Source organism: Pseudomonas sp. B6001 (assembly GCF_013386015.1).
GTDB lineage: Bacteria > Pseudomonadota > Gammaproteobacteria > Pseudomonadales > Pseudomonadaceae > Aquipseudomonas.
In genome coordinates this window covers 1-24739 of the sequence record NZ_JACAOX010000026.1, presented here as the reverse complement: position 1 = coordinate 24739, position 24739 = coordinate 1, and the positions used below count along the sequence as shown (strand labels likewise).

Genomic DNA, 24739 nt, shown 5'->3' with positions numbered 1-24739 from the left:
CGCGCTCCTCAGGCTTCAGCGTTGGCTTTGATCAGGCGGTCATACGCATCCTGATCCAACAGCTTAGCTACTGCGTCGGCATCAGCCGGTTTAAAGCGGAAGAACCAGCCTTCGCCCATCGGGTCTTCGTTGACCAGCTCGGGGCTGCCGTCCAGCTTTTCGTTTACTTCGAGGACTTCGCCGTCCAATGGCATGTATACGCCGCTGGCGGCCTTGACCGATTCAACGGTGGAGGCTTCTGCCCCTTTGTCGTAGGACTGCAGCTCAGGCAGTTGCACGAAAACCACATCACCCAGCGCGTTCTGCGCAAAAGCGGTAATGCCCACGGTCACGCTGCCGTCGGCTTCGGCGCGCAGCCATTCGTGATCTTCAGTAAAGCGCAACTCGCTCATGGAAACTCCTCAGGGCCAGATTCGTCTGGTGGACGGGATTGGAATAATGGGGAGTTGCTTAGCAAAATTGCGGCCAATGTTTTTTTGTCGTTATAAAACAATTAGTTACTGATTATGGCGGGTGATGATCGGAAGGTGGTTGTAGCGATATCGCTACAGCTGGGCCGTTGAAAAAAAGACTATGAGGATCAAAGCCTTGCATCGCGACGCCTGGGACGGTGTGTATTGATATCGTTCCACTGTAGCGCTTTCAGTACAGGCGGAGGTCGCTTTTGAGGGCGCCGTAGATCAAATGTGGGAGCGGGCTTGCTCGCGAATGCGGTATGTCAGTGCCGAATGTATTGACTGACCCAACGCATTCGCGAGCAAGCCCGCTCCCACATGTTGATCGCGTTCAGTCAGTCAGGGCTTGCTGGGAATACCGTACTTGCGCAAGCGATGGGCAATGGCGGTGTGGGAGGTTTGCAGGCGGCTGGCCAGCTGGCGCGTGGACGGATAGCTGACATAGAGCTTCTCCAGCAACCCGCGCTCGAAATCCTCCACGGCCTGCTCCAGGCTGTCGACTTCACCATCGTTCTGCCGCGCCACCGAGGTGCCGGCGATGTCCAGGTCGCCGATGTCCACCAGGCTGCTTTCGCAAATGGCCGCGGCGCGGAAGATCACGTTCTGCAACTGGCGCACGTTGCCCGGCCAGCGGTTGCCCAGCAGCGCCGGGTAGGTGCCCGGCGCCAGGCGGCAGACCGGGCGCTGGATCTGCGCGCAGGCCTGCTGCATGAAGTAGCGGGCCAGCAGCAGGATGTCCTGGCCGCGCTCGCGCAGGGGCGGCACTTCGACGTTGAGCACGTTGAGGCGGTAGAACAGGTCTTCGCGGAAGGTGCCTTCGCTGACCATCTTTTCCAGGTCGCGGTGGGTGGCGCTGAGGATCCGCACATTGACCTTCACCTCACGGTCGCCGCCCACCCGGCGGAAGCTGCCGTCGTTGAGAAACCGCAGCAGCTTGGCCTGCAAGTAAGGTGACATCTCGCCGATCTCGTCGAGGAACACCGTGCCTTGGTTGGCCAGTTCCATCAGCCCCGGCTTGCCGCCGCGCTGGGCACCGGTGAAGGCGCCGGGGGCGTAGCCGAACAGTTCGCTCTCGGCCAGGTTCTCCGGCAGCGCCGCGCAGTTCAGGGCCAGGAACGGCGCGCTGTGGCGCGCGCTGATGGCGTGGCAGGCACGGGCCACCAGCTCCTTGCCGGTGCCGGTCTCGCCCTGGATCAACAACGGTGCATCCAGCGCCGCCACCCGTTGCGCCCGCGCCTTGAGGGTGCGGATCGCCGGGGACTCGCCCAACAACGCGTCGAAACCTTCGGCGTGGTCATGGTGCAGCGCCGACAGTTGTTCGCCGATGCGGTTGGGTTGGTACAGGGTCAGCAGGGCGCCGGCGTCGGTGATCGGCGTGGCGTCCAGCAGCAGGGTCTGGCCGTTGACGCTGATTTCCCGCAGGGCCAGGCGAAAGCCGTGTTCCAGCAGGGTGGCCAGCAGGGTTGGGTCGTCGAACAGTTCGTTGATGCTTTCCCCGGCGGGTTCGCGACCGTACAAGGCGATCAGCGCCGGGTTGGCCAGCAGGATCTTGCCGGCGCTGTCCAGGGCCAGTACCGGGTCCGTCATGGCGGCGAGCAGGGCGTCGAGTTGCAGGTGCTGGCGCTGGCCGGGGAGGATGTCGACCACGGTCACGGCTTGCACGCCGCGCACGCTGAACAGTGCATCACGCAGCTCTTCCAGTACCTCGGCACTCAAGGTTGGCGCGTCGATGTAGACGTTGGGCGGAACCATTTCCACCGCATCCAGGTTCAGATTGCGCCCACCGAGCAAGGCCAGGACTTCCTGGGTGATGCCGACGCGGTCGATGAAGCTGACGTGGATACGCATGGGGCTGTTTTTGGTTCTGGCGAGCGAGAGGTGGCAAGTATGCCTTGGAGAAGATAGAGATCAAAATGTGGGAGCGGGCTTGCTCGCGAATGCGGTGTGTCAGTCACCGGATGTATCAACTGATACACCGCATTCGCGAGCAAGTCGAATCGTCGCACCGCCGCTCCCACATTTGATGGTTGGTGCCTGGGAAATCGGGTTATTCGAGGTGTTCGGGTTTGACCGGATCCCCAGGCTTCACATCCAGCTGATGCCGCACATCCTCAAACATCAAATCGTACTGCTTGTGCATCTGGCCATTGAGCACGGCAATCTTCGGCATGCCGTACTTCTGCGCGATGTTCATCGCCTGCCGGGCGAAGTCGAACGACTGGTCCTTGGGCAGGAAGAACTCTTCCTTGAGCTCCTTGCCCTGCACCGTGCCGTGCATCTTGAAGAGCATTCCCTTGCCTTCCTTTGGGTCCTGGCTGACTTCGTAGTCGATGCACAGGTTGTAGCTGTAGTCATCCTTGTTCAGCGCGTGGCGTTCGATGTGCAGGTGACCAGGTTCAAAGGTAGCCATAGGCGTTTCTCCTCTACTTCACAGGTAGGTGATGCCAGGTTTTGCGGTACTGATGCGGGTGCCGGCGCTGCCCTGGACAATCGCTTCGATGTCCGAGAGTGAACCGATCACTGCGGTTTTGCCAGTCTGGCGGGCGAACTCGCAGGCGGCCTGGACCTTGGGCCCCATGGAGCCGGCGGCGAAGCCGAGCTTTTCGATTTCGTCCGGGTGCGCCTGGCCGATGGCTTTCTGGGTGGGCTTGCCGAAGTCGATAAAGGCGGCATTGACGTCGGTGGCGATCACCAGCAAATCGGCGTCCAGTTGTCCGGCCAGCAAGGATGAGCACAGGTCTTTGTCGATCACGGCTTCAATGCCCTTGAGCTTGCCGTCTTCGCCATACATCGTCGGAATCCCGCCGCCGCCGGCGCAGATCACTATGCTGCCTTTTTCCAGCAGCCACTGGATCGGGCGGATTTCAAAGATCCGCTTTGGCCGTGGGCTGGCCACCACGCGGCGGTACTTGTCGCCATCGGGGGCAATCGCCCAGCCTTTTTCAGCGGCCAGTTTTTCCGCTTCGGCTTTGGAGTACACCGGGCCGATGGGTTTGGTCGGGTGCTGGAAGGCCGGGTCCTTGGCGTCGACTTCGACCTGGGTCAGCAGCGTGGCGAACGGCACTTCGAAGTCCAGCAGGTTGCCCAGTTCCTGTTCGATGATGTACCCGATCATGCCCTCGGTTTCGGCTCCCAACACATCCAGCGGGTAAGGTGAAACCTGGGTGTAGGCGGCAGCCTGCAGCGACAGCAGGCCCACTTGCGGGCCATTGCCGTGGGCAATCACCAGCTCGTTACCTTTGTGGATCTTGGCGATCTGTTCGGTAGCGATACGGATATTGGCCCGTTGATTGTCTGCGGTCATGGGTTCACCACGGCGCAGAAGGGCGTTGCCGCCCAGTGCAACGACGATACGCATATAAGGTTGTCCTTCCAGAATCCAGCGTTGTGAACACCGGGCCAAATGTGGGAGCGGGCTTGCTCGCGAAAGCGGTGTGTCGGTGAAAAATATAGCGACTGGCACGCCGCCTTCGCGAGCAAGCCCGCTCCCACATTTTGGACCGCGTATCAAAAGTGGGAGCGGTATTGGTTTAGATATCCGCCAGCGCCGACACCAGGATCGCCTTGATGGTGTGCATGCGGTTTTCCGCCTGTTCAAAGGCAATGTTGGCCGGGGACTCAAACACTTCTTCGGTCACTTCCACGCCATTGGCCAGGTTTGGATAACGCGCGGCGATGTCCTTGCCGACCTTGGTTTCGCTGTTGTGGAACGCCGGCAGGCAGTGCATGAATTTCACCCGTGGGTTGCCCGAGGCTTTCATCATCTTGGCGTTGACCTGGTACGGCAGCAGTTGCTCGATGCGCTCGTCCCACGCTTCCACCGGCTCGCCCATGGACACCCAGATATCGGTGTGGATGAAGTCCACGCCTTTCACCGCTTCCTTCGGGTCTTCGGTGATGGTGATGCGCGCGCCGCTTTCCTCGGCAAATGCCTGGCACTGCTTGATGAAATCAGCATGGGGCCACAGGGCTTTCGGTGCGCCGATGCGCACGTCCATGCCCAGCTTGGCGCCAATCATCAGCAGCGAGTTGCCCATGTTGTAGCGGGCGTCGCCCAGGTAGGCATAGCTGATGTCATGCAGCGGCTTGTCGCTGTGCTCGCGCATGGTCAGGGTGTCGGCGATCATCTGGGTGGGGTGGAATTCGGCGGTCAGGCCGTTGAACACCGGCACCCCGGCGAACTTGGCCAGCTCTTCGACGATTTCCTGTTCAAAGCCACGGTACTCGATGGCATCGAACATCCGGCCGAGGACGCGGGCGGTGTCCTTCATGCTTTCCTTGTGGCCGATCTGCGACGACACCGGGTCGATGTAGGTGACGTGGGCACCCTGGTCATGGGCCGCCACTTCGAACGCGCAACGGGTGCGGGTCGAGGTTTTTTCGAAGATCAGCGCGATGTTTTTGCCCTTCAGGTGCGGACGCTCGGTGCCGGTGTATTTGGCGCGCTTGAGGTCGCGGGACAGGTCCAGCAGGTAGTGCAGCTCGCGAGTGGTGTGGTGCATCAGCGACAGCAGGCTGCGGTTGCGCATATTAAAAGCCATGGTGGATCTCCTTCTGTTTAGGTTATCCCCCTGGCCGGCGCCTTATGAGCGGCGGCCAGGGTTTGAATATCAGTAGTCGATTGGGTCGCGAATGATCGGGCAGGTCATGCAGTGGCCGCCGCCACGGCCACGGCCGAGTTCACCGGCGCTGATGGTGATGACTTCCACACCGGCCTTGCGCAGCAAGGTGTTGGTGTAGGTGTTGCGGTCGTAGCCGATCACCACGCCAGGCTCCACGGCCACTACGTTGTTGCCGTCATCCCACTGCTCGCGCTCGGCGGCGAAGCTGTTGCCGCCGGTTTCCACCACACGCAGGGCCTTGAGGTTCAGGGCGGCGGCGACGGTGTCGAGGAAGTTGGTTTTTTCGCGCTGGATGTCGATGCCGCCGGGCTTGGTCTCGTCCGGGCGCAGGGTGAAAGCGACGATCTGGTTGACCACTTCCGGGAAGATCGTGACCAGGTCGCGGTCGCAGAAGCTGAACACGGTGTCGAGGTGCATCGCCGCGCGGGATTTTGGCAGGCCGGCGACGATCACACGCTCCACGGCCTTGTGCTTGAACAGGTTCAGGGCGAGTTGGCCGATGGCCTGGCGCGAGGAACGCTCGCCCATGCCGATCAACACCACGCCGTTACCAATCGGCATCACGTCGCCGCCTTCCAGGGTGGCGTTGCCGTGTTCCTGGTCAGGGTCGCCGTACCACACCTGGAAGTCCGCGTTGGTGAACTCGGGGTGGAATTTGTAGATGGCGCTGGCCAGCAGGGTTTCCTGGCGTCGCGCCGGCCAGTACATCGGGTTCAGCGTCACGCCACCGTAGATCCAGCAGGTGGTGTCGCGGGTGAACTGGGTGTTGGGCAGCGGCGGCAGGATGAAGCTTGAGTGGCCGAGGAAATCGCGGAACATCTCGATGGTCTTGCCACCGAAACTGCTCGGCAGGTCATCGGCCGACACGCCACCGATCAGGTACTCGGCGACCTTGCGCGGCTCCAGGCTGCGCAGCCACGAGCTGACCTCATTGACCAGCCCCAGGCCCACCTGGTTGGCGGTGATCTTGCGCTCCAGGATCCAGTCCAGCGCTTCGGGGATGGCGACGATGTCGGTCAGCAGGTTGTGCATTTCCAGCACATCGATGTCGCGCTCGCGCATCTTGGTCACGAAGTCGAAGTGGTCGCGCTTGGCCTGGGCTACCCACAGCACGTCATCGAACAGCAGTTCATCGCAGTTGTTTGGGGTCAGCCGCTGGTGGGCCAAACCTGGGGAGCACACCATGACTTTGCGCAGTTTGCCGGCTTCGGAATGTACGCCGTACTTCACTTTTTCCGTGGTCATTACAGATCCTCCAGTGAACAATAATTACAGGGTCAGGAAGCCGGAGTAGAGGCCATAGCCCGCCACGAGGGCGCCTATGACGACTGCGGCGAAAATCAGCTTCTCGACGTTGGTGAAAATCGGTTTGCCCAGTTCATGCTTGGCCATGGCGAACAGGATCACGCCAGGGGCGTAGAGCAGGGCGGACAGCAACAGGTACTTGGTGCCACCGGCGTACAGCAGCCAGACCGCGTAGATCAACGCGATGGCGCCGATCAGCAGGTCTTTCCTGCGTTCGCCCGGGGCGCTTTCATAGGTTTCACCGCGCACCGCCAGCAGCAGTGCATAGGCCGCCGACCACAGGTAAGGCACCAGGATCATCGAGGTGGCGAGGTAGATCAGCGACAGGTAAGTGCTGGCCGAGAACAGCGTGATCACCAGGAAAATCTGCACCATGGCGTTGGTCAGCCACAGGGCGTTGGCCGGCACGTGGTTGGCGTTTTCCTTACGCAGGAACTCCGGCATGGTGTGGTCCTTGGCGGCGGCGAACATGATCTCCGCACACAGCAGCACCCACGACAGCAGCGCCCCCAGCAAGGAAATGATCAAGCCGACGCTGATCAATACCGCGCCCCAGTGACCCACCACGTGCTCCAGCACGGCGGCCATCGACGGGTTTTGCAGCTTGGCCAATTCCGGTTGGGTCATGATCCCCAGGGACAGCACGTTCACCAGCATCAGGAACAGCAGCACGGTGATAAAACCAATCACCGTGGCCTTGCCGACGTCGGAGCGTTTTTCGGCGCGGGACGAGAAGATGCTCGCACCCTCAATGCCGATGAACACCCAGACGGTGACCAGCATCATGTTGCGCACCTGGTTCATCACGCTGCCCAGGTCCGGGTTTTTCACGCCCCAGATGTCGGCGGTGAAGATGTCCAGCTTGAACGCGAAGAGCGCGATCAACACAAACAGCACCAGCGGCACCACCTTGGCGATGGTGGTCACCAGGTTGATGAACGCGGCTTCCTTGATCCCGCGCAGTACCAGGAAGTGCACGGCCCACAGCAGCACCGACGCGCCGATCACCGCCGCCGGGGTGTTGCCTTCGCCGAAGATGGGGAAGAAGTAACCGAGGGTGCTGAACAGCAGCACGAAATAGCCGACGTTGCCCAACCAGGCACTGATCCAGTAACCCCAGGCGGATGAGAAACCCATGTAGTCGCCAAACCCGGCCTTGGCATAGGCATAGACCCCGCCGTCGAGGTCGGGCTTGCGATTGGCCAGGGTCTGGAACACGAACGCCAGGGTCAACATGCCCACGGCGGTGATCACCCAACCAATCAGTACCGCGCCGACATCGGCGCTGGCCGCCATGTTTTGCGGCAGTGAGAAGATCCCGCCACCAATCATTGAACCCACGACAAGTGCAACCAGTGCGCCGAGTCGAAGTTTTCCGGGAGATTCAGACATCGCATGACTCCAATGCAGGAGAAGAGAGACCACAGAATAAATCCGTGCGCTAATCAAACAGCTGACTCAGATCACTTCATTGGCACATTCCATTGTGAATTAATGACTTATGATGAAGGGTACGGGCGCTCAAGTGCCTCGCAGAGGCTCGTCGTAGAGCGGTTCTGCGTTTCAAACAACAGGTTTTCTCATTAGCGTGGACCTTTGAAGCTAGCCCGTATTTGCAGATATGCAAACTTTTACAGCGCAGCGTTATTTAAATTATAAATTTGTCTTAACGCTCTTTATTGTCATGCCTTTAAGTTATGAAGCAGGCGCCTTTGTTGGCTATATCTAATAAACGCTGCGCCGGCTTAATAAATTAGTTGAGTGCACAGTTGTTGGCTCAATGGTTGTTTTGTTCAGGAGTATTCATGTCCCAATCCTCGGAAAAGCTGCGCCTCAATGCCTTGATCGCCCTGGTGGTGGGCTCGATGATCGGCGGCGGGATTTTCTCGTTGCCGCAGAACATGGCGGCGCGGGCCGAGGTAGGCGCGGTGTTGATTGGCTGGGGCATTACCGCCGTGGGCATGCTGACCCTGGCCTTTGTGTTCCAGACCCTGGCCAACCGCAAGCCGGAACTGGATTCCGGCGTATACGCGTACGCCAAGGCCGGGTTTGGCGACTACATGGGTTTCTCGTCGGCCTGGGGCTACTGGATCAGTGCCTGGATGGGCAACGTCGGTTACTTCGTGTTGCTATTCAGTACCCTCGGCTACTTTTTTCCGGTGTTCGGTCAGGGCAATACCCCGGTAGCGATTGGCTGCGCATCGGTGTTGTTGTGGGCGGTGCATTTCCTGGTGATGCGCGGGATCAAGGAGGCGGCGTTTATCAACCAGATCACCACCGTGGCCAAGATCGTACCGCTGGTGATGTTTATCGTGATCGCCGCCGTGGCATTCAAGGCCGACATCTTTACCCGGGATATCTGGGGCCTGAGTAATCCGAATTTCGGCGGCGTGGTGGATCAGGTGCGCAACATGATGCTGGTCACGGTGTTTGTGTTTATCGGCATCGAGGGCGCCAGTGTCTACTCGGCGCGGGCCGAGAAACGCTCGGACGTGGGCCGGGCCACGGTCATCGGTTTCCTGGGGGTGTTGGCGCTGCTGGTATTGGTCAACCTGCTGTCGCTCGGGATCATGAGCCAGCCGGAACTGGCCAACCTGCAAAACCCGTCCCTGGCCGGGGTGCTGGAACATATCGTTGGCCCCTGGGGCGCGCTGTTGATCAGCATCGGCCTGGCTGTTTCGTTGCTGGGTGCGCTGCTGTCGTGGGCGTTGCTCTGCGCCGAAATTCTCTACGCCACCGCCCATGACAAAACCATGCCCGCGTTCCTGAAAAAGGAAAACGTCAACCAGGTGCCAGTCAATGCGTTGTGGCTGACCAATGTAATGATCCAGCTGTTCCTGGTGATCACGCTGTTTTCGGAAAGCACCTACACCACCCTGATCTACCTGGCGTCATCGATGATTTTGGTGCCCTACCTGTGGTCGGCGGCATATGCGGTGCTGTTGAGCGGCCGCGGTGAAACCTACGAAGGCGCCCATGGCGAACGCACCAAGGACCTGCTGGTGAGTCTGGTCGCCCTGGCCTATGCGGTGTGGCTGCTCTACGCCGGTGGCCTGAAGTACTTGCTGCTGTCGGCGCTGCTGTATGCACCGGGCGTGATCCTGTTTGCCCTGGCCAAGCGCGAGCAGGGCCAGCCCTTGTTTACCCATCTGGAAAAAGGCATTTTCGCCTGCGTGATCGCCGGGGCGAGCCTGGCGGCGTATGGGTTGTACAGCGGGGTATTGTCGTTGTGAGAATGCAGCTGGCGTATCAGGCGCCGTATGACTGGGCGGCGATGTTGGGCTTTTTGTCGGCGCGGGCGATCAGCGGGATGGAGACGGTGGACGCAGGCGTTTACTCGCGCAGTATCAGTGTCGACGGTCAGCAGGGTTGGCTCAGTGTGTCGCCTGGGGCCGGTGATTGGCTTGAGGTAACGGTGGGCTTCCCCGACCCGGCAGCGTTGCCGGAAATTGAGCGGCGGTTACGGGACATGTTTGACCTGTCGGCTGACCCGAAGCGGATCAACCGGCAACTGGCGAATGATCCCTTGATGGCGAGCTTGGTGGCGGCGCGTCCTGGCTTGCGGGTGCCGGGAACCTGGGATGGGCTGGAGTTGGCGATCCGCGCGGTGTTGGGCCAGCAGATTACCGTGGTGGCGGCGATCAAGCTGGCGGGCGAGCTGGTGGCGCAGTACGGCACGCCGCTGGTGACGCCCCATGCCGGTGTGACCCATGTGTTTCCTTCGGCCGAGGTGCTGGCAGCCGCAGATTTGGCAACCCTCGGCATGCCGAAAAGTCGCGGGCGTACCTTGTCGGGCGTGGCCCAGGCGTTGCTGGATGACCCGCAGATCTTCCAGGCGAAGGCGAACCTGAAGGAAGGCGTGGCGCGGTTGGTCGCATTACCCGGGATTGGTGACTGGACGGCGCAGTACATCGCCATGCGCCAGATGCGCGAGCAGGATGCGTTTGCCTCGGGGGATATCGGTTTGATCAATGCGCTGGTGGCGCTGGAAGGCGGGCCGGTGAGCCCGCGCCAGTTGCTGGCGCGGGCTGAGGCCTGGCGACCGCTTAGAGCCTATGCGGCGCAGCATTTGTGGACATCACTGAGCCGCGCGGATTGATTCTGCGTACCTGTGGCGAGGGAGCTTGCTCCCGCTGGGGCGCGAAGCGGCCCCATTGACCCAAAAGCTGGGGCCTGCTGCGCAGTCCAGCGGGAGCATGCTCCCTCGCCACAGGATCTTCGGTCACCACTGAGGGCGGTGTGAGCCCAATTCCCCTGCGGGCAAGTCCCACTGCAACGGTGTCCCGCTGATGGTCACCGGGGGCAGCAAGCGGTGGGCCGGGCCCCAGGCGGTTTGCTCCACCACCAAGCCTTGATCACCCGGTTCTTCGGCCCGCAGCGGTAGTTGTTCAGGGACTTGTCCTGCGTCCACCAACAGCTTTGCCGTGCGCGCGAGGGACAACAGTGCCGAACCGCCGCGGCCGGATTTCAAGCGTTCACTCAATGCCTGGATCGCACTGGCCGCCATCAAATACCCGGTGGCGTGGTCCAGCGCCTGCAACGGCAGCGGCACCGGTTTGTCCGAGTTTTTCCACTGCCTGCCAGCCTCGGCAATCCCGGTGCTCATCTGCACCAGGCTGTCGAACCCCCGGCGATTGCGCCACGGGCCGCTCCAGCCGTAGGCGTTGAGGCTGGCGTCGATCAGGCCAGGCGCGAGGGCTTGCAGCGCAGCCTCACCGTAGCCCAACTGTTCCAGTGCATCGGCGCGATAGCCGTGCAGCAGAATGTCGGTGTCCTTGAGCAGGTTTTCGAAGATCAGGCGGTCGTCGGGGTTTTTCAGGTCCAGGCGGGCGCAACGTTTGCCCAGGGTCATTTCCGGCACCACGCCGGGTTCGTTCCAGTCAGGGGAGTCGATGCGCAGTACATCGGCGCCGAGGCCTGCGAGAAAACGGCTGGCGGTGGGGCCGGCCAATACGCGCGTCAGGTCCAGCACCTTGATGCCCGCCAGCGGCCTTGCCACCGAGCCCAGCCAGGGTTTGTCGCTGAGGGCTGCAAAGGTCTGGCGATGGACCAGCGGTTCCTGATTGACCGCCAAGCCTTGTGGATGAACTTGCCAGTCTTGCCACGAACGCATCTGCGCCGCACAGCCGTTGGCTTCGACGATCGCCTGTTCCAGCTCGGCAGCGGTCCATGGCGCAACCTTCGCGGCCATTGCTTCACGGTCAGCGACCTGCCCGAGTACGCGCTCGGCGGCGGCACGGTGATGCGGTGCATTGGTGTGCAGGCGAATCCAGCCATCGGTGCAGGCGTAGTCGCCGGCAATCGGGTCCCACAGCGGCGGGGTGGTCCAGCCGTCGGGGCGCAGCGAGGAGGAGAACCAGAACGAGGCGAGGCGCCGGTCCACGGTCACCGAGGGCTGGCGCCCGGTTTGCTGCAACAGCAACTGGGCGACCGCCTGGCCTGCGGCGCCGATGCTGGCGCTGGCCAGTTCGGTGACGGCAAAGGTCGAGGGCAGGGCGCCGACCTCGGTTACGGCCAGTGGGGTGACGGGTAAATCGAGTGCTTCCTGGATGGGGGTGAGCAGATCAGTCATCAAAGGCCCTCCTAATGAGAAGGACCATCATAGAAGATCATCAGGGTTGAATGACAACCCCCGGCTCCAGCGGCAGGTCCACGCTGGCGATAAAGCCGCCGCCTTGATGATTGGCCAGGATCAGGCTGCCGCCATGGCGCTCTGCGGCGCGCCGCGCGATGGCCAGGCCCAGGCCATGGCCCTGGGCGGTTTGCCCCGGGGCGCGGTAAAACGGCTCGCCGAGTTGGCTCAGGTGTTCGCCATCCACGCCGGGGCCGTGGTCGCGCACACTGATCACAATGCGTTCGCCCTGGCGTCTGGCTTCCATTTCAATCGGTTGCCCGGGCGGGTTGAAGCGTTGGGCGTTGCGCAGCAGGTTATCCACCGCGCGTTCGATCATGGTCGGCCAGCCCTTGAGGTGCAGCCCGGCCTCGGCATCCAGTTGCACGGGTTGGTCCGGCGCGCCGAGCAAGGCGTCTTTTTGCAGGGTCCGGAGCAACGGGTTGAGGTCGATGTCTTCGGCACTGGCGTTATCGGCGTCCACCCGGGCGAGTACCAGGATTTCGCTGATCAGCGCTTCCAGGCGGTCGCATTCGCGGGTCAGGCGCGGCCAGAGTTTTTCCCGCGCTTCGGGCGTGGCCCGTTCTGCCAGGGCCAGGGCGATCCGCAGGCGGGCCAGGGGCGAGCGCAGTTCATGGGACACATCCCGCAGCAACTGGCGCTGGCTGCCGATCAGGCTTTGCAGGCGGGCGCCCATGCGGTTGAAGTCGGTGGCCAGTACGCCGAATTCGTCGCGACGGTTGGCCAGCCGCGCCAGGCTGTTCTGCTGATAGGTGGTCTGGCCCAGGTCGTGCACTGCGCCGCGCAGGCGGCTGAGGGGGCGGGTGATGGACAGCGTCACCAACAGGCTGAACAGGGTCAGCACCACCAGCGCAATCGCCAGGGCACTTAACGGCCAGAGCAGGCTGCTGCGGTGCCAGGCGTCCAGTTCCGGGTGGGGAATGCGGTAGATCAGCAGGTAGGTGTCGCCGGTTTTTTCGCTGGTGTACTCGGCGGTCAGCCGGCGCCAGGGCAGGTGGCGGTCCTGGCTGTCGTTTTGCCGGGCTTCGAGGGCGGCGGCGCGGCGCGGGAAAGTGCCGCGCACCACAGGCTCGCCGCTTTCGTTAAGCACTTGCACGTCAATGTGGTACTGACGCTTGCGCTGCTGCAGCAGCTCCTGGGCGGCGTCCTCGCCCTGGGCCTCGTAAAGCTGCGTCCATTCCTGCGCGAGGTTATTGAGCCCGGGGTGGCGGCTGAGAATCCAGGCGTCCTGGTTGAGCATATGCCCAAGCAGGATCGACAACCCGGCAACCAGGGCGATGGCCAGCCAGAAGCTGGCAAGGACGCGCCAGAACAATGAACGCACAAGAAATCCTCAAACAGGAAAAGCCCAGCGGCGGTGGCCACTGGGCTGGGAGTGAAGCTAGATCATTATTGCGCTTTTTGCGGCTGCTGGGCTTTCCAGGCCTGGAATTCCTTCCACTCGGCGCGGCGCTCGGCTTGTTTCTTCACGATCTCGTCGAATTTCTTCTGTTGATCGGGTTTCAGCACGGCACGGATGTCGGTCTGGGTTTTCTGCTTGGCGGCCGCCATTTCGTCTTTCATGGCTTTCTGATCAGCGGCTGGCAGTTTGTCCAGGTACTTGCGCACCAACTCTTTGCGAGCGTGCCATTGCTGGCCCATCAACTTGCCGATCTGCTGGCGCTGTTCAGGGCTCAGGTCCAGCTGGCTGAAAGGGCCACCTTTGCCCCGCATGCCGTGTTCACCGCCGTGACCTGGGCCACCCATCATGTGGCCTTCAGGACCGCCCATCGGGCCTGGGCCTTCTGGCGCAGCGGCCATGGCAACGGTTGGCAGGGCAGCAGCGAACATCAAAGCGATAAGGGTCTTGCGCATGGTGATTCTCCTGTCTCTATTCCGGTGAGTCCGGATGTGAGTAGATTACGGAGATCAAGGTCAGCGGCAGTCAGGGGACGGTAAAGCTTGGGTAAAGAGGATTTTGGGCGGGGCTGACAAAACTATTGGCGACCGTAGCAGCTGTCGAGCCTTGGCGAGGCTGCGATCCAGGCGCTGCGGTCTGACACATGTACCGAGGCGATGCTGTCGCAGCCTCGCCGAGGCTCGACAGCTGCTACGCGGGCTAGAGGCTGTAGTAATAGCCGCGGCTACGCAGCGCCACGATCCGTGGCCGGCCATCCGGGTGCGGGCCGATCTTCTTGCGCAGGTTGCTGACGTGCATGTCCAGGCTGCGGTCATACAGGGTCAGCTTGCGGCCCAGGGCGATTTGCGCCAGTTCCTGCTTGTCCAGCGGCTCGCCGGGCTGGCGCAGCAAGGCTTCCAGCAGGCGGCTTTCGGACACGGTCAGGGCAAATTCCTGTTCATCGATAGTGACCACGCCACGCACCGGGCTGAAGCACAGGTCGCCCAGCTCCAGCTGAGTGGACACGGCGGCCGGGTGGCTGCGGCGCAGCACGGCGCGCAGGCGCGCGGTCAGTTCACGAGGATCGCAGGGTTTGGCCAGGTAGTCGTCGGCGCCCAGTTCCAGGCCGAGGATCCGGTCCAGGGGTTCGCCCCTGGCCGAGAGCATCAGCACCGGCAGTTCCGGGTGGTCGCTGCGCAATTGCTTGAGCAACTCCAGGCCGCTGCCGTCGGGCAGCATCACGTCGAGCACGACGGCCGCCGGGGCGGCTTCGGCCAATGCCTTGCGGGCGCTCAAGCCGTCATGGCAGGCGCGCACCTGGAAACCTTCCTGGCTCAACCAACTGGTCAGCAGCTCACAGAGCTCCTGGTCATCATCTATCAGTAACAGCTCGCTCATGACTCACTCAATTTAGCCATTGTCGACGGCGCCGGTGCCCGCCACTGGCGAAGATCCCGCATAACAGGGCGATCAGCGCGACTGCCCCGCCGGTCACGAACCATTGTTGTTGCTCGGTAAGCCAGCGTGGCAAGGCACTGCCCTGTGCTTCTTTGAGTTGCTGGACCAGGCGTTGGTTCTCCTGGCGCAGTTTACTCAGTTGGGTACTTTCCCGCGTGGCGTCAGCACTTTGCAATTGCTTGCTCAGCTCATCGCGCTGGCGTTCGCTCTCTTTCAAACGTTGCTGCAAATCGGTGATCTGGCTGCCGGCACTCAAGGACAGGGGCGTGGAACTGCCGGTGTTCGAGGTTTCTTCAGCGTGGGCCGTAGCCCCGATCATTAACACTGCCAACAGACACAACTGACGTAAGCGCATCGGAACTCCTGATTCCACACGAATATTCAGAACGTTGTCGGCAGGTTACCGGGAATAATGAGCGTTTAGGAGTGCGCTGAAGCCATTTGGTTCAGCGCGCAACGAATCAAGGCAGGACTTGCTTGAACGGTTTGACCAGCACCTGGGCGTACACGCCGGCCGCTACATACGGATCAGCATCGGCCCAGGCTTGTGCCGCCGCCAGGGAGGCGAACTCGACAACCACCAGGCTACCGGTGAAGCCGGCATCTCCCGGGTCGTTGCTGTCTACCGCAGGATGCGGGCCGGCCAGTACCAGGCGGCCTTCGGCTTGCAGCTGTTTCAGGCGCTCGACGTGGGCCGGGCGTACGGACAGGCGTTTTTCCAGGGAGTTGGCGACGTCGGTGGAAATGATGGCGTAGAGCATGTCAGTCCTCGGTTTTCGGCGTGGTAGGGTCGGTGTCATGCAGGTGGCGCGACAGGTAGATACCCTGGCCGACCAGGAACAGCACGGTCATGCCCAGGCTGCCGAACACCTTGAAGTCCACCCAGTAGCTCTGGAAGGTAAAGGCGACGAACAGGTTGGCGGCGCCGCAGAACAGGAAAAACACGATCCAGGCGATGTTCAGGCGGGTCCACACCGGGTCTGGCAAGGTCAGCGCGTGGCCCATGATCCGCTTGATCAGCAGGCGATCACCGATGAAGTGGCTGCCGATAAAGGCCAGGGCGAACAGCCAGTTCACCACCGGGGCTTTCCATTTAAGGAAGGTTTCGCTGTGGAAGGCCAGGGTCAGGCTGCCGAACACAAGGCAGGCGACCAGGGTCAGCCATTGGCTTTTTTCCAGCTTGCGCTGGGAGATGAAGAGCGCGCCGTAGACCACCACGGAGCTGATGATCAGCACCGCCGTGGCGCTGTAGATGCCGCCGAGGGTCAGCTCGTGGCCGGCAAGATCGATAACGCGAGGGTCGGTTTTGTAAACGATGAAAAACAGCAACAGCGGGATGAAGTCGATGAATTGTTTCACAGTAAGAGCCAGAAGCTGGATGTGGCGGCATAATAACAAACATCCTTGGTAGCGAAAGCGCCAGCTGACTTGAGGTTACACACTCCCGTGAATGTTGATTTGCACTGCCATAGCACAGCCTCCGACGGCGCCCTGGCGCCCGCGGTCCTGGTTGCGCGTGCGTTTGAAAAAGGCGTGCGAGTCCTGTCGTTGACCGACCACGACACCCTCGAAGGCCTGGCAGAGGCCCGCGAAGCGGCGAATGCGTTGGGCATGCAACTGGTCAACGGAGTTGAATTGTCCTGCACCTGGGGCGGCGCAACCATCCACGTTTTGGGCTACGGTTTCGACGTCAACGCGCCGCCGCTGGTGGAGGCCATCGCCAAATTGCACGATGGCCGCTGGCTGCGGTCCGAAGAAATAAGCCGCAAGCTGGCCCTCAAGGGCATGCCCAACGGCCTGGAAGGCGCCCGCGCCATCCAGCAGGAACTGGGTGACAGCGGCAACGCCCCGGCCCGCCCGCACTTTGCCGACTGGATGGTGCGTGAAGGTTTTGTAAAGGATCGCGCCGAAGCGTTCCGCAAATGGCTGGGTGCCGGCAAGCTGGGGGACGTCAAGCAACACTGGCCAACCCTGGAAGACACCGTTGGCACACTGCGGGCAGCAGGTGCCTGGGTCAGCCTGGCGCATCCGTGGCATTACGATTTCACCCGCAGCAAGCGTCGCAAGCTGATTGGCGACTATATTGGAGCGGGCGGCCACGCAATCGAAGTGGTCAACGGGCATCAACCCGCCGAGCAGGTAGGCAGCCTGGCGATTCTTGCCCGCGAATTTGGTCTGCTGGTCAGCGCCGGCAGTGATTTTCATGGCCCCGGCGGCTGGTCCGAGATTGGCGAGTACCGCGCCGTTCCGGAAGATTTGCCGCCCCTTTGGTGTCGCTTCAAACATGACCCCATTATTGCCACCGTCTGAACAGGTAGAACACGTGAGTCAATTCTTCCAGATTCATCCGGAAAACCCGCAGGCGCGCCTGATCAAACAGGCCGTGGAGATCATCCGTGCCGGTGGCGTGGTGATCTACCCCACGGATTCGTCCTACGCCATCGGTTGCCAGATCGGCGACAAGAATGCGGTCGAGCGCGTAAGACGCCTGCGTGACCTGGACAAGAACCACAACTTCGCACTGATTTGCAGCGACCTGTCCCAGCTGGGGCTGTTCGCCAAGGTCGACACCGGCACCTTCCGCCTGCTCAAGGCGCACACGCCGGGGCCCTACACCTTCATCCTCAACGCCACCCGCGAAGTGCCGCGCCTGCTGCTGCACCCGAAGAAGCGCACCATCGGCCTGCGGGTGCCGGAACACCCGATCGCCCTGGCGCTGCTGGCCGAACTCGGTGAGCCGCTGATGAGTGTGTCGCTGATCCTGCCGGGGGAAGAAGAGCCGTTGTACGACCCTTATGAAATGCGCCGGCTGCTGGAAAAACACGTCGACCTGATCATCGACGGCGGCTACGGCGGCAACAAGGCCTCTACCGTGATCAACCTGGCCGACGGCGAGCCGGAAGTGGTGCGCGTAGGGTGTGGCGACCCGGCACCGTTCATGGTCGAGGCCTGAATGTCGGCCGTGGAAGCCGTCGACAGCCAGGCGGGCGCCCAGCAGGAACTGCCATTTGCCATGGTCTACGGCCAGGCCGTGATGGAAATGCCGCTGGACCTGTACATCCCGCCGGATGCGCTGGAAGTCTTCCTCGAAGCCTTCGAAGGTCCGCTGGACTTGCTGCTGTACCTGATCCGCAAGCAGAACATCAATATCCTCGACATCCCGGTGGCGGAAATCACCCGCCAGTACATGGGCTACGTCGAACTGATGCAGACCGTGCGCCTGGAACTGGCCGCCGAATACCTGGTGATGGCCGCGATGCTCGCGGAAATCAAGTCACGCATGCTGCTGCCGCGCTCGGAGACTATCGAGGCGGAAGAGGATGACCCCCGCGCCGAACTGATCCGCCGCCTGCAGGAGTACGAGCGCTTCAAGGCCGCGGCCGAAGGCATCGACGGTTTGAGCCGGGTCGGCCGCGATGTGCTGGTGCCCAAGCTCGACGCCCCGGAAGCCCGGGCGCGCAAGCTGCTGCCGGACGTGAGCCTGGAAGAGTTGCTGATGTCCATGGCCGAAGTACTGCGCCGTGGCGATATGTTTGAAAGCCACCAGGTCAGCCGCGAGGCACTGTCCACCCGCGAGCGCATGAGTGATGTGCTGGATCGCCTCAAGGGCGGCGGGTTTGTACCGTTTGTCGAGCTGTTTACCAAGGAAGAAGGGCGCCTGGGGGTAGTCGTGACCTTTATGGCGATCCTTGAGCTGGTCAAGGAATCCTTGGTCGAGCTGGTCCAGAATGAGCCTTTTGCGGCTATCCACGTGCGGGCGCGAGCCGAATAAAGAGCTGAATCGATGAATCTGACTGAACCCCGCGAACTGGCTCCGCTGCTGGAAGCCTTTCTCCTGGCCTCGGGCAAGCCGCAATCCCTGGAGCGCCTGTTCGAACTGTTTGAAGAAGCCGAGCGCCCTGAGCCGCCGGTGTTCAAGAAGGCCCTGGAGATTCTGCGCAAGTCCTGCGACGGCCGTGCCTTCGAGCTGCGGGAAGTGGCTTCCGGGTATCGCCTGCAAATTCGCGAGAAGTTTTCGCCGTGGGTCGGCCGCCTGTGGGAAGAACGCCCGCAGCGCTATTCCCGCGCGATGCTGGAAACCATGGCGCTGATCGCCTATCGCCAGCCGATCACCCGGGGCGAGATCGAAGACGTGCGCGGCGTCGCGGTCAACAGCCATATCGTCAAGACGTTGCTGGAGCGGGAGTGGATCAGGATCGTTGGCTACCGCGACGTGCCCGGCAAGCCGGCGATGTTTGCCACTACCAAGGTGTTCCTCGACCACTTCAACCTGAAAAACCTCGACGACTTGCCGCCGCTGGCCGAGCTGCGGGAGATGGAGCCGGACCCGGTCCTGGATTTCGACGACGCACCGGTGCCCGCCGGGTTGCAGGAGCTGGCCGACGCCAGCGCCGAGCCGGAAGAGCCGAAGGACGAAACCAGTTTCCACACATTGTTGCTGGAACTGGATGACATGGAGCAGGGCATCAAGACTGACTTCGATGACTTGCTGCGTGATGGTGCGGTCAGTGACGGTGAGCAGGAGCCTGCGTTGCAACTGAACGTTGAGGTTGAGCTGCCAGTCGAAGTTGAAGATGAGCCCGAGCCTGAACCCGAGGAGGACATCCTCGGCGTCGCCGAAGCCCGTGCCAAACTACTGGCCGCCGTCGCCGCGCTCGAACAACCGCCGCTGAGCGACGAAGAAGACGAAGCCCGCGCCCTGGCCGAAGCCATCGAAAACGAACGCCGCCAATTCGAAGACTGACGCAGAACAAAATGTGGGAGCGGGCTTGCTCGCGAATGCGGTGGATCAGCCAAGCATCCGGCGACTGACACACTGCATTCGCGAGCAAGCCCGCTCCCACATTTGGATTGTCGCCAGCAAGGAGAACTCAAATGAGCTCCACCAAAGACCCCTGCATCAGCGTCTGCAAATTCACCGATGACATCTGCGTGGGCTGCGGGCGCAGCAAGCGCGAGATCCGTGCCTGGAAGAAACTCGACAAGGTCGACAAGCGCACGGTACTCGCCGAAGCCGAGCTGCGCCTGCTGGCGCTGGGTGCCACCGGTCGGCGGAAAGGCAAATGAGCCTGCACTTATCGACTAGTCTCTGATGCGCAACGCGCGCCATGAGCGTATGATTCGCGACCCTTTGGCGATGCGTTCGCCAAAAGCCCAGCTTTTACTATCTTCAGGCCAAGCCTGAATCGACACACCGGGAGGTGCTTAAGATGAGTGACCAAGACCAGAACGACACCCAGGAAATCGGCCCCGCAGGCGAAAAACTGCAGAAAGTCCTCGCCCGTATCGGCGTAGGCTCGCGCCGCGACGTAGAAGCCTGGATCACCCAGAAGCGCATCAAGGTCAACGGCGTTGAAGCCACCCTTGGCCAGCGCGTCGACCTGCACGATGCCATCACCATTGATGGCAAGGTCATCAAGCGTGAAGAGGCCGCCGAATCGGTGCGCCGCGTCATCATGTACAACAAGCCTGATGGCGAAATCTGCACCCGTGACGACCCGGAAGGCCGTCCAACCGTATTCGACAAGATGCCGCGCCCCAAAGAAGGCCGCTGGATCAACATCGGTCGTCTCGACATCAACACCACCGGCTTGCTGATGTTCACCACCGACGGTGAGCTGGCCAACCGCCTGATGCACCCTTCCTACGAGATGGACCGTGAATACGCGGTACGTGTGCGTGGTGAAGTCGATGACGAAATGATCGAGCGCTTGAAAGCCGGCGTCGTGCTGGAAGACGGCCCGGCCAGGTTCACCGACATCAAGCAGGCGCCGGGCGGCGAAGGCTTCAACCATTGGTACCACTGCGTGGTGATGGAAGGCCGTAACCGTGAAGTACGTCGCCTGTGGGAATCCCAGGGCCTGGTGGTCAGCCGCCTGAAGCGCGTGCGTTTCGGCCCGGTGTTCCTCAACTCCGACCTGCCGATGGGCCGCTGGCGCGAAATGAGCCAGTACGAAGTCGACATCCTCAGTGCCGAAGTCGGCCTGACGCCGGTGGCCATGCCGCAGATGAACGCCAAGAGCAAAGACAAGCTTGAGCGTATGCAGCGTAAATCGTCGCGTCCGGTGGCGCGTACCGACCGTGTTGCCCGCACCCTGCGCCCTGCGCTGGATGCACCGGCCACGGGCGGCCGCATCTCCCGCGAGCCGCACATCGAAGGCGAGCGTCGTCCTTCGGCACCGCCCCGTCAGGATGGCGAACGTGCGCCGCGCGCACCGCGTCCAGCCGGTCGTGGTGATGCACCTGCTGGCGGTCGCGGTAACCGTGGCGAGTCTGGTCGTGGTGCTCCGGCTGCGGGCCGTGCCGACGACAGCGCCAGCACCAAACGTCCAGCCAAGCCATCGCCGAAAAAGCGCCCGGGCCTGAAGCTGGTCGATGACGCGCCATCGGGCAAGCGTCGTGGTGCACCGGCCGGTTCCGGCCAGCGTCCAGGTTTTGGTCGCAAGAAGCCGCAGTGATTTGTTAAGCGCTGCATGAAAACGCCAACCCTCGGGTTGGCGTTTTTTTTGGCCTGGATTTGGAACCTGCTCTATGAGCAAAGCAGGTCCATTGTGGGAGCGGGCTTGCTCGCGAATGCGGTGTATCAGTTGATACATCCAGTGACTGACCCACCGCATTCGCGAGCAAGCCCGCTCCCACAGTTGATCTCCATTGTTTTGGCGGGCGTGTCAGAACATGAAAGCCCCATCGAACACGGGTTTATCGTCGAGGGCCAACACGCCACTGGCGAAGATCAGGTCCAGATGATGGCTGCCTTTCTGCCCGCCACCCAATCCCAGGTGCAGCCCGCAATGACGCTCTTCAAAGCCGGCGTTGCGCGCATACAAATCCTTCACGCCTTCATTGGTGCCAATGCCCAGTTCTTCCACCCGGCGATTGGACGGGTTGGCATTCAGGTATTTGTTGAAGTCATCCGCCAGCCCCGGCACTTCGCTGGCCACGGTGCAGATGGTCGAGTTCTCGATCCACAGTTCCAGCGGTGATTGCAGCACGCCGTATTTACGCGCAAAGGGAATGGTGCTGAGGAAGGTGCCGACAAACCGCACCTGGCCGTTGATGGCCTCGCTGTGGGTCGCGATCTCGCCGGGCGCCAGGTCGTGGTTGCCGACGCCGTTGATATTGGTCCACTTCTTGATGCTGCTCATGGGCGCTTCAAGGCGCGAGCCATGCTGGTCGGTGAAGCTCAGCACGCTGGCCTGGGACATGCGCCGGATCAACGTGGCGTTGAGGTCGGCAATCCGCTGTGGGGCGACGCTGAAGGTGTCGTAGAAGTAATCGCCATAGTCCTTGAGCAGCAGGGATTTTTTCCAGTGCTCGGCCATCACGCCTTGCAGGGCACGGATAAAGTCCGGGCCTTCGGCGCGTGGGTTGGGCAGGGTCGAGGAATCGTAGAGAAACATGTACAGGTCACAGCCTTCGATGGCCTTGGCCAGCGTTTCGCTGGGGGCTTGGTCCAGGCGTTGTACCTGGAAGTCGAAGCGGGCAGCGCAGCCCTGGATGATCGACTGGGCGATGGCGTCGTAGCGTTCGGTATGGCCAAGCAAAATGGTGGGGCGGTGCAGGCCGGCGAGGGCCGGGTGATGGGCGAGGTAATACAGAAAATGTTCGACGGCGCGGGCCTTGTCCATGACGTCCTTCCTTCAAAGCCTTCGGTAGGAGCAGTGGCAGGTGCGGCGTCCCGCACCTGCCGGGGTGCCTGATCAGATTAGAAAGGCCACATCGCGGTGCCGAACGGCACGACGGCATCGGCTTGCATCATTTCAACGGCGGCCTCATGGGTCGGCGCTTCAAACCAATCGTCGAGTTGCAGTTCGGTTTCCAGGTCATTTTCCAGTGCTTGCATGGTGAATCTCCTAGATGACGTTGTTTGAGAACGAGCTTGCCAGCTTGCTGCGCTGGGCAAGTGGATGAACCTAGAAGAGAGTGTTTGGGATTGCAAAATTTTTATTGACACGGTTCCATTTGGATTTTTTATTCCGTTTTGATGGCGATTTGGTTTATGTCGATGAAACAGAGAGTTGGTTGCATGGTTTTGTAGGAATCGTCCTTTCGTCAACTTCTCGTTATCTGAAAGAATTTTCCTAATGTCCCTCCTATCTGCCGCACCGCATCCTGTCAGCCCAGACAGGTTTGGCGGTGTACAATGCGCCGCGTTTTACTGTGATCCCACTCTCTCAGGGCTATCCGCCTTGTTCATTCCGCCTGGCCACAAGCCCGTCGGGTTCGATTTCGTCACAGATAAAAACAACAGGTGACGTATGACCGTAAGAAAAAACGCTGGACCGGGGTTTGATCGGCGCTGCTGTAGCCCGTTACCAAAGCAGCACCCCTCCATGAGCACCCTCAAACCTTGCGTGAGACCCTTTCCATGAGTGAAGCCAACTCGCATTCAGGCGAACTGAAGCGCGGCCTGAAAAATCGCCATATCCAACTGATCGCCCTCGGTGGCGCGATTGGCACCGGGTTGTTCCTGGGGTCGGCCGGCGTGCTGAAATCCGCCGGGCCGTCGATGATCCTCGGGTATGCCATCTGCGGCTTTATTGCCTTCATGATCATGCGCCAGCTGGGCGAGATGATCGTCGAAGAGCCGGTGGCCGGTTCCTTCAGCCACTTTGCCCACAAGTATTGGGGCGGTTTCGCCGGCTTCCTGTCGGGCTGGAACTGCTGGATTTTGTACATCCTGGTGGGCATGTCGGAGCTGACGGCGGTCGGCAAGTATGTGCACTACTGGTGGCCCGAGATCCCGACCTGGGTGTCGGCGGCGGCGTTTTTTGTGCTGATCAATGTGATCAATCTTTCCAACGTCAAGGTCTTCGGCGAGGCCGAGTTCTGGTTTGCGATCATCAAGGTGGTCGCCATTGTCGGCATGATCGCCCTGGGCAGTTACCTGTTGGTGAGTGGCACCGGCGGGCCACAAGCCTCGGTGACCAACCTGTGGGAGCACGGCGGGTTCTTTCCCCATGGCGTGGGTGGTTTGGTGATGGCCATGGCGATCATCATGTTCTCGTTTGGCGGCCTGGAGATGCTCGGGTTTACTGCGGCTGAGGCGGACAAGCCACGCACGGTGATTCCGAGGGCGATCAACCAGGTGATCTACCGGATCCTGATTTTCTACATCGGCGCGTTGGTGGTGCTGTTGTCGTTGACGCCTTGGGACAGCTTGCTGGAGACCCTGAATGCCTCCGGGGACGCCTATAGCGGCAGTCCGTTTGTGCAGGTGTTTTCGATGTTGGGCAGTAACACGGCAGCGCATATTCTCAACTTTGTGGTGCTGACGGCGGCGTTGTCGGTCTACAACAGCGGCACTTACTGCAATAGCCGGATGCTGTTGGGGATGGCCGAGCAGGGTGACGCGCCGCGGGCATTGGCGAAGATCGACAAGCGCGGGGTGCCGGTGCGGTCGATCCTGGCGTCGGCGGCGATTACGCTGGTGGCGGTGTTGATGAATTACCTGATTCCGCAGCATGCGCTGGAGTTGTTGATGTCGCTGGTGGTGGCGACCCTGGTGATCAACTGGGCGATGATCAGTTTTTCGCATTTCAAGTTTAGGCAGCATATGGATCGGACGGGGCAGGTGCCGTTGTTCAAGGCGCTTTGGTATCCGTATGGGAATTATGTTTGCCTGGCGTTTGTGGTGTTTATTCTTGGGGTGATGCTGCTGATTCCGGGGATTCAGGTGTCGGTGTATGCGATTCCGGTTTGGGTGGTGTTTATGTGGGTTTGTTATGGGATCAAGAACAGGCGCAAGGCTCGGGAGGGGGTGGTGTTGAGTTGATGGTGTACATATCCGTTTCTTCGGTAACGGCGACTTATGGTTCCGCTCTTACAGCGGGTCACTTTTGGCAAACGCCCCAAAAGTAACCAAAAGGTCTTTGCCCCACCACTCGGT

At 61.2% G+C, this 24739-nt stretch carries 25 protein-coding genes; 9 read left to right on the top strand and 16 right to left on the bottom strand.

Features of this window, described 5'->3' with window-relative positions; all coding sequences use genetic code 11:
• Window positions 1-8: 8 nt before the first annotated feature.
• The 7 genes from gcvH to arcD (HX821_RS25750) form a co-directional block, all read right to left on the bottom strand.
• A complete protein-coding gene (gcvH, locus tag HX821_RS25780) occupies window positions 9-392 on the bottom strand; it encodes a glycine cleavage system protein GcvH (protein ID WP_177036758.1) in 384 nt (127 codons plus the stop codon).
• Window positions 393-794: 402 nt separating this feature from the next.
• Entirely contained in the window at window positions 795-2303 is a 1509-nt protein-coding gene (locus HX821_RS25775) for a sigma-54-dependent transcriptional regulator (protein ID WP_102369776.1), read from the bottom strand.
• A gap of 199 nt (window positions 2304-2502) precedes the next feature.
• Window positions 2503-2865, bottom strand: coding sequence for a DUF5064 family protein (locus HX821_RS25770; protein WP_003220051.1), 363 nt, complete (start codon window positions 2863-2865; stop codon window positions 2503-2505).
• Window positions 2866-2883: 18 nt separating this feature from the next.
• Window positions 2884-3813: a carbamate kinase gene (gene arcC, locus HX821_RS25765; protein ID WP_177036757.1), complete on the bottom strand. Its 930-nt coding sequence runs from the start codon at window positions 3811-3813 to the stop codon at window positions 2884-2886.
• 172 nt (window positions 3814-3985) lie between these two features.
• Window positions 3986-4996: an ornithine carbamoyltransferase gene (locus HX821_RS25760; RefSeq protein WP_003220053.1), complete on the bottom strand. Its 1011-nt coding sequence runs from the start codon at window positions 4994-4996 to the stop codon at window positions 3986-3988.
• Between the two features lie 69 nt (window positions 4997-5065).
• Entirely contained in the window at window positions 5066-6322 is a 1257-nt protein-coding gene (arcA, locus tag HX821_RS25755; protein WP_003220054.1) for an arginine deiminase, read from the bottom strand.
• Between the two features lie 24 nt (window positions 6323-6346).
• A complete protein-coding gene (arcD, locus tag HX821_RS25750) occupies window positions 6347-7774 on the bottom strand; it encodes an arginine-ornithine antiporter (RefSeq protein ID WP_003220056.1) in 1428 nt (475 codons plus the stop codon).
• A gap of 413 nt (window positions 7775-8187) precedes the next feature.
• On the opposite strand from arcD (HX821_RS25750), the gene arcD (HX821_RS25745) reads away from it, so the two are divergent.
• Window positions 8188-9615 carry an arginine-ornithine antiporter gene (arcD, locus tag HX821_RS25745; protein WP_177036755.1) on the top strand — a complete coding sequence of 476 codons (1428 nt, stop codon included), beginning with the start codon at window positions 8188-8190 and terminating at the stop codon, window positions 9613-9615.
• Between the two features lie 2 nt (window positions 9616-9617).
• Window positions 9618-10481, top strand: a complete 864-nt coding sequence (locus tag HX821_RS25740) for a DNA-3-methyladenine glycosylase (RefSeq protein WP_177036764.1) — start codon at window positions 9618-9620, stop codon at window positions 10479-10481.
• Window positions 10482-10604: 123 nt separating this feature from the next.
• Here the strand turns inward: HX821_RS25740 and HX821_RS25735 are convergent, their stop codons facing one another.
• The 7 genes from HX821_RS25735 to HX821_RS25705 form a co-directional block, all read right to left on the bottom strand.
• The gene (locus HX821_RS25735) at window positions 10605-11954 is read right to left on the bottom strand and encodes a CoA transferase (RefSeq protein WP_177021744.1); all 1350 of its coding nucleotides are present in this window, start codon (window positions 11952-11954) and stop codon (window positions 10605-10607) included.
• Window positions 11955-11994: 40 nt separating this feature from the next.
• The gene (locus HX821_RS25730) at window positions 11995-13338 is read right to left on the bottom strand and encodes a HAMP domain-containing sensor histidine kinase (protein ID WP_177021745.1); all 1344 of its coding nucleotides are present in this window, start codon (window positions 13336-13338) and stop codon (window positions 11995-11997) included.
• Between the two features lie 65 nt (window positions 13339-13403).
• Entirely contained in the window at window positions 13404-13868 is a 465-nt protein-coding gene (locus tag HX821_RS25725) for a Spy/CpxP family protein refolding chaperone (protein WP_087692654.1), read from the bottom strand.
• A 244-nt stretch (window positions 13869-14112) separates the two neighbouring features.
• Window positions 14113-14790, bottom strand: a complete 678-nt coding sequence (locus tag HX821_RS25720; protein ID WP_003220065.1) for a response regulator transcription factor — start codon at window positions 14788-14790, stop codon at window positions 14113-14115.
• A 7-nt stretch (window positions 14791-14797) separates the two neighbouring features.
• A complete protein-coding gene (locus tag HX821_RS25715; protein ID WP_003220067.1) occupies window positions 14798-15205 on the bottom strand; it encodes a hypothetical protein in 408 nt (135 codons plus the stop codon).
• A gap of 106 nt (window positions 15206-15311) precedes the next feature.
• On the bottom strand, window positions 15312-15611 hold the full coding sequence (locus HX821_RS25710) for a YciI family protein (RefSeq protein ID WP_003220069.1): 300 nt from the start codon (window positions 15609-15611) through the stop codon (window positions 15312-15314).
• A 1-nt stretch (window position 15612) separates the two neighbouring features.
• Window positions 15613-16209 (bottom strand): septation protein A, encoded by a 597-nt coding sequence (locus HX821_RS25705; protein ID WP_003220071.1) that lies wholly within the window; start codon window positions 16207-16209, stop codon window positions 15613-15615.
• A gap of 87 nt (window positions 16210-16296) precedes the next feature.
• Here HX821_RS25705 and HX821_RS25700 point away from each other — a divergent pair, with 87 nt between their 5' ends.
• The 6 genes from HX821_RS25700 to rluB all read left to right on the top strand — a co-directional run bounded on the left by HX821_RS25700 (window position 16297) and on the right by rluB (window position 21308).
• Window positions 16297-17160: a PHP domain-containing protein gene (locus tag HX821_RS25700; RefSeq protein ID WP_134327226.1), complete on the top strand. Its 864-nt coding sequence runs from the start codon at window positions 16297-16299 to the stop codon at window positions 17158-17160.
• Window positions 17161-17173: 13 nt separating this feature from the next.
• Window positions 17174-17803, top strand: a complete 630-nt coding sequence (locus HX821_RS25695) for an L-threonylcarbamoyladenylate synthase (protein WP_003220075.1) — start codon at window positions 17174-17176, stop codon at window positions 17801-17803.
• Window positions 17804-17923: 120 nt separating this feature from the next.
• A complete protein-coding gene (locus HX821_RS25690; protein ID WP_177021748.1) occupies window positions 17924-18622 on the top strand; it encodes a ScpA family protein in 699 nt (232 codons plus the stop codon).
• A gap of 12 nt (window positions 18623-18634) precedes the next feature.
• A complete protein-coding gene (scpB, locus tag HX821_RS25685; RefSeq protein ID WP_008433105.1) occupies window positions 18635-19594 on the top strand; it encodes an SMC-Scp complex subunit ScpB in 960 nt (319 codons plus the stop codon).
• A 131-nt stretch (window positions 19595-19725) separates the two neighbouring features.
• Window positions 19726-19917, top strand: coding sequence for a DUF1289 domain-containing protein (locus HX821_RS25680; RefSeq protein WP_008433107.1), 192 nt, complete (start codon window positions 19726-19728; stop codon window positions 19915-19917).
• A gap of 143 nt (window positions 19918-20060) precedes the next feature.
• Window positions 20061-21308 carry a 23S rRNA pseudouridine(2605) synthase RluB gene (gene rluB, locus HX821_RS25675; RefSeq protein ID WP_003220080.1) on the top strand — a complete coding sequence of 416 codons (1248 nt, stop codon included), beginning with the start codon at window positions 20061-20063 and terminating at the stop codon, window positions 21306-21308.
• 210 nt (window positions 21309-21518) lie between these two features.
• Here the strand turns inward: rluB and HX821_RS25670 are convergent, their stop codons facing one another.
• Both HX821_RS25670 and HX821_RS25665 read right to left on the bottom strand, forming a co-directional pair.
• Window positions 21519-22478 (bottom strand): leucyl aminopeptidase, encoded by a 960-nt coding sequence (locus HX821_RS25670; RefSeq protein WP_102605965.1) that lies wholly within the window; start codon window positions 22476-22478, stop codon window positions 21519-21521.
• A gap of 77 nt (window positions 22479-22555) precedes the next feature.
• Window positions 22556-22693, bottom strand: coding sequence for a hypothetical protein (locus tag HX821_RS25665; RefSeq protein WP_003175756.1), 138 nt, complete (start codon window positions 22691-22693; stop codon window positions 22556-22558).
• A gap of 525 nt (window positions 22694-23218) precedes the next feature.
• Between HX821_RS25665 and HX821_RS25660 the strand changes: the two genes are divergently transcribed.
• Complete coding sequence (locus HX821_RS25660; RefSeq protein WP_177036753.1) at window positions 23219-24625, top strand: amino acid permease; 1407 nt, start codon at window positions 23219-23221, stop codon at window positions 24623-24625.
• Window positions 24626-24739: the final 114 nt, after the last annotated feature.